Source organism: Hominimerdicola alba (assembly GCF_900112155.1).
In the GTDB taxonomy this organism is placed as follows: Bacteria; Bacillota; Clostridia; order Oscillospirales; family Ruminococcaceae; genus Hominimerdicola; species Hominimerdicola alba_D.
On the sequence record NZ_FOKQ01000086.1, the window covers coordinates 1 to 4539 of the forward strand.

The window sequence follows — 4539 nt, forward strand, 5'->3', positions numbered from 1 at the left end:
AAAGAAGCTTTTTGCTAAGATCTCAGAAAACCGACTTGGAATTTCTCATTTTGAATTAAAACCGGCATAAATACAAACAGAACATAACACCCCCCGAGTCCTCTTTTTTGAAGAGGGCTTGGGGGTGTGCGCTCTGAAACAGCTTATTTCACCAGTAATATGTTTTTTACTCTGATGTTCGGATATGGTTAGAGGGTGCTACAGTTGCAACAGCCTCTATATTGGATTTATCGTCAACTCAGTAATTTTTCCCCTTTTATATGAGCTGCTATTTTTGAAATATCAGTAATATTTATAATTCCATCGCCGTTAACATCAGCACGTAACTTTTCATCATCGCTCAGTAGCTTATTGCCTTTAATATGAGCTGCAACCTTAGTAAGGTCGGTAACAGTTATCTCTCCATCACCGTTAACATCACCTTTTAATAACGTCGTTCCCTTTACTATAGTAACTGTTACAGCTCTGCTGTTGATCTTGTCGGTTTGCCAATTGCCGTTAACCTTGGCACAGACTGCTACCTTGTATTGGTGTCCCGGTGTGAGTTTGGGCGAGGTGAATGAGGTCTTTGTTGCGGGGATATTCTGATCTGCGATCTTCCACTTGCCTTTGATGTATACGGCAACGCCGTACTTTTCCGCATCCTCGACCTCCGACCAGTGGATTCTGAACTGGTTATATGTTTCGTTGTATTCGGTGTTGGTAACGATCGGGTACACGGGTGTTTTCTCATATGGTGTGACGGTTATCATATTCGAGTAATTGTCGTACCACTCGCTGTCAAACATTGATAACACCGCAACGCTGTAATTCACGCCCGGTTTCAGATTTCTAAGCACAAAGGAAGTGTCGGAAGTATTTTCAACAATAGTCCATTTGCCATCGACCTCGACTGCGACAGCGTATTTTTCAGCGTTTTTTACAGCTTTCCACTTGAGTGTGACACATCCGTCGCCCGGGGTGTATGTAACAACGGGATTGGCAGGTTCGATATCTTCGCGCAGTTCATAGGCGATCTTGTTATTTTTCGCGTACTGTTCGCCGCTTGTGCCTTCATAGCAGTATATCTTGAAGTTTTCCATCACACGGGGTCCGTCCTCGACGAAATTCGGAGACCAAGGATACCCCTCCGCGAGATGATAGTCGTAACCGATAGCGTAATCGCCAATTTTTATATTACTCTTCGGCAGAGTCGCGCTTGTCATAGCGATGCAGTCAAAAAACGCATTCTTTCCAATGCTCTCAACGCTTTCCGGGATAGTTACGCTTTTGAGCTTTCTACAGCCATCAAAAGCGGATTCACCTATACTCTTAACGCCGTTCGGGATAATTACGCTTTCAAGTTTTTCACATTCGCAAAACGTATTTTCATCTATACTCGTGAGGGTGTCAGGGAGTGTTACGCTTGTTTTGCCGTACGGGAAAGCCACGATTTTTGTCATGTCCTTATTATACATAACACCGTCTACCGAGGAATAATAACTGTTGTCGGGATCAACATTTATGCTTTCAAGAGCGGAATCAAACCACGACTTGAATACATTCTTACCAATGCTCGAAACATTGCGGGGAATAGTCACGCTTTTAAGCTTATTGCAGTCTGCAAACGCAAAATCTCCGATACTCGTAACACTGTCGGGGAGGTTTATGCTTGTCAGATCGCAGCTTTCAAACGCATAAGCTCCAATGCTTGTAACACCCTCCGGGATGGTTACATCTGTAATGCCGTCACAATAGGTAGTAAATGCGTTGTCTCCGATGCTTGTAACACCTTCTTCAATAACAACTCTTTTTATGGATTGGCGGTAATCCTTCCCGATATCTGAATCATAAGAATGGACATAATTATTCATTTCTCCCGTACCGCTGATCGTAAGTGTGCCTTCGTTATCGAGGCTCCAGGTCAGATTTTCACCGCAGGTGCCGCTTGCAACGCTTTCGGCGCTTGCCGCAATATCAAACTGCAAATCGACCACGTTCCCAACGACCGCGCCACTGCCCGAAAGCACAATTGCAAGTGCCGCCAGTCCGCTTATAATTCTTTTATTCATAATCGTATCAGTCCTTTTGTTTGTAAATAATGCATTAACAGTATTATACTTCAACCGTAACAGTTTTTCAAGAGCATAAATTTTGAATTTTACGGATAGATTTTGTGAATGTGGTACATACTCTTAAATAAACACACTAATTCAAAATTTCATATCTTCTTTTTTTATTTAGCATAATATTACTCCTTTTTAAATGGTCGTCCTTTATACGCATAAATGTCGCATCGATATCGGTCTTGGAAAAACTGTTTCTTCCGTCAGAAAGGCTGTTGTAATACTCATAGGGAATAAGAAATCGGTGAAAATTACAAGCGGAGGATAATTAACTGATACTTTGTGCATGATGTACGATTCAAGACTTCTCAATATTAGCGTGAAAAATGTTGAATTTATGACATAAAAATTGCATTAATGTCAGGCGGATCACAGCTTGTGAACATACATTTTCTATACTATTGATCGTGTAGTTCCGCGCAGTTCTGGGGTTTTATGTGTTAAATGCTTATCTTATAATGATTAAAAGATTTGTGGTAATTATAATTTAAAAAGTAAATAGTTGATGTCTAAAAGGTGAAAAATCGCAATTTATGGTATCGCCAAAATGATAATAAGCAAAATTTGATTAGAACCAATTACTAAAAAATTATAAAATATAATCAAATAATACAGCAGTTAACATTGAACCGAAAAAGTCAATGTGCTGTATCATTTAAGTATCTATTTATAGTTTTAATCTTTTTGAAAGCGAGGAGAAATAGCTTATGAAAAATGTTTTAAAACGTGTTTTAGGCGCTCTTGTTGCCGGTATGGCGATAGTATCGCCTCTGTCTGCAGTTGCACCTGCTATCACTGCTTATGCCGCTAAGACACTTACGGCCAGCCCTTCACACACACAGGAAGTTGGCTGGTACAACGACTACCACCACGAGATCTGGCAGGCAGATTCCCCTAATTCTTCTACAATGACACTGCACGATAATGAAGGTGGTTTCAGCGCACAGTGGAAATGCGGACCTAACGGCTCAAGAGGTAACTTCATTGCTAATCGTGGTCTTTTCTGGGGTCTGAATAATCCCAATACTTACAAAGACTATGGTTATATCTACTGTGACTACGATTGCATCTGGGTTTCAGGTTCATCCGGTAACGCCATGATCGGTATCTACGGCTGGGCGCAGAATCCTCTGGTAGAGTACTACATCATTGAAGACTGGAAGAACTGGTCTCCTGCACAGGATCCTTCTGCAGAGTATAAGGGTTCCGTAAATATCGACGGCGGTGAATACAAGGTTTACACAATTTCAAGAAATGCCTATACCATCGAAGGCAACCGGAATTTCACACAGTATATCAGCATCCGTCAGAACACTAGAACCAAGGGCACCATAAGCGTTTCCAATCACTTCAAGGCTTGGGAGGACCTGGGCATGAAGATGGGTAACCTGTACGAATGTGTTTTCGACATTGAAGGCTGGGAGTCTGACGGTATGGCTGATGTTACTATGAATATGTGTGCGATCGGCGGCGGCTACCATCACCCTGAAGATCATACCGTTCAGAACGTAAATATGGAATACAACAGCCAGTACAAGCAGATGAAATTTACTTGGGACGCTGTAAATGGTGCTGACAGTTACGGCGTAGCTGTTTATCTGGCAGGCAAGTGGAGAGTTCAGGAGGAGAATATCACCGATACAGAATATACTACTCCCAAGAACCTCACCCTTGGCAAGACCTACAAAGTAGCTATCGCAGCCAGAGTTAACGACAAATGGGATACAGCAAATGCTATCAAAAACGCTGTGAATTTTACTGTAAAGTGATAGACTTCATTGATCTGATTCAAAATAAACAAAACGGGGCTTTTGCTTGGTGCAACAGCCCTGTTACTCATATTGCTTTACTAATTTTCTGAACAGAGCTATTCAAACCACACTTCTGAAAAACAGCAAGCATGAACTTGAATAAACAGTAGCTTAATCACTCGAAATAATCATCTTTTTTGAACTGATGTCACAACAACAAGGCTTCTAAAACAGCGTAGTTTTAGAAGCCTTTTGTTTTTATATTATTGGCGTTTGTGTACTGTTTGTGTACTACTGTGTTAAAAAACGGCAGATTTGGAATGATTTTGTTCCGGATCTGCCGTTTTTTGTTATCCATATTTTTCTATCGAATTAGTCTCTCCTCAACAAGCCTCTAAAATCCATGGCATACCGGCTGGCGATATGAGAAGCGAATATTTATCACTATTTTCCAGAAGCGCAAAAGCATCGCCGCCAGGCGGTCGATGTTCATTGCGATAACGCTGAGAACTATCGATGCTCTTGTTGTGTCTTCTCTTTTTGTGAGCAGCAGACCAAGACCGAATTTGCGCTTTGCGAGACTGAACTTACGCTCCACTTCGATCCTGTCGGTATTATCTTTATATGCTGCCTTCTTTTCAGCCTTGCTGTCGGCGTAATTCTTCGGTCTTCCGAGTTTTTTG

3 protein-coding genes are annotated in these 4539 nt (G+C 41.6%); 1 reads left to right on the forward strand and 2 read right to left on the reverse strand.

Going from position 1 to position 4539, the window contains the following annotated elements:
* Positions 1-233 precede the first annotated feature (233 nt).
* Positions 234-2051: a leucine-rich repeat protein gene (locus tag BM265_RS19290; RefSeq protein WP_074963539.1), complete on the reverse strand. Its 1818-nt coding sequence runs from the start codon at positions 2049-2051 to the stop codon at positions 234-236.
* Between the two features lie 761 nt (positions 2052-2812).
* Here BM265_RS19290 and BM265_RS19295 point away from each other — a divergent pair.
* A complete protein-coding gene (locus BM265_RS19295; RefSeq protein ID WP_081358537.1) occupies positions 2813-3874 on the forward strand; it encodes a glycoside hydrolase family 11 protein in 1062 nt (353 codons plus the stop codon).
* Between the two features lie 376 nt (positions 3875-4250).
* Here the strand turns inward: BM265_RS19295 and BM265_RS19300 are convergent.
* Positions 4251-4539: transposase (locus BM265_RS19300; protein ID WP_143098714.1), on the reverse strand; the 289-nt coding region annotated here is incomplete at its 5' end.

What these genes read in the sequence shown, in the direction of transcription:
- BM265_RS19290 (WP_074963539.1), bottom strand. Translation starts at nt 2,051, where the DNA reads ATGAATAAAAGAATTATAAGCGGACTGGCGGCACTTGCAATTGTGCTT.
- BM265_RS19295 (WP_081358537.1), top strand. Translation starts at nt 2,813, where the DNA reads ATGAAAAATGTTTTAAAACGTGTTTTAGGCGCTCTTGTTGCCGGTATG.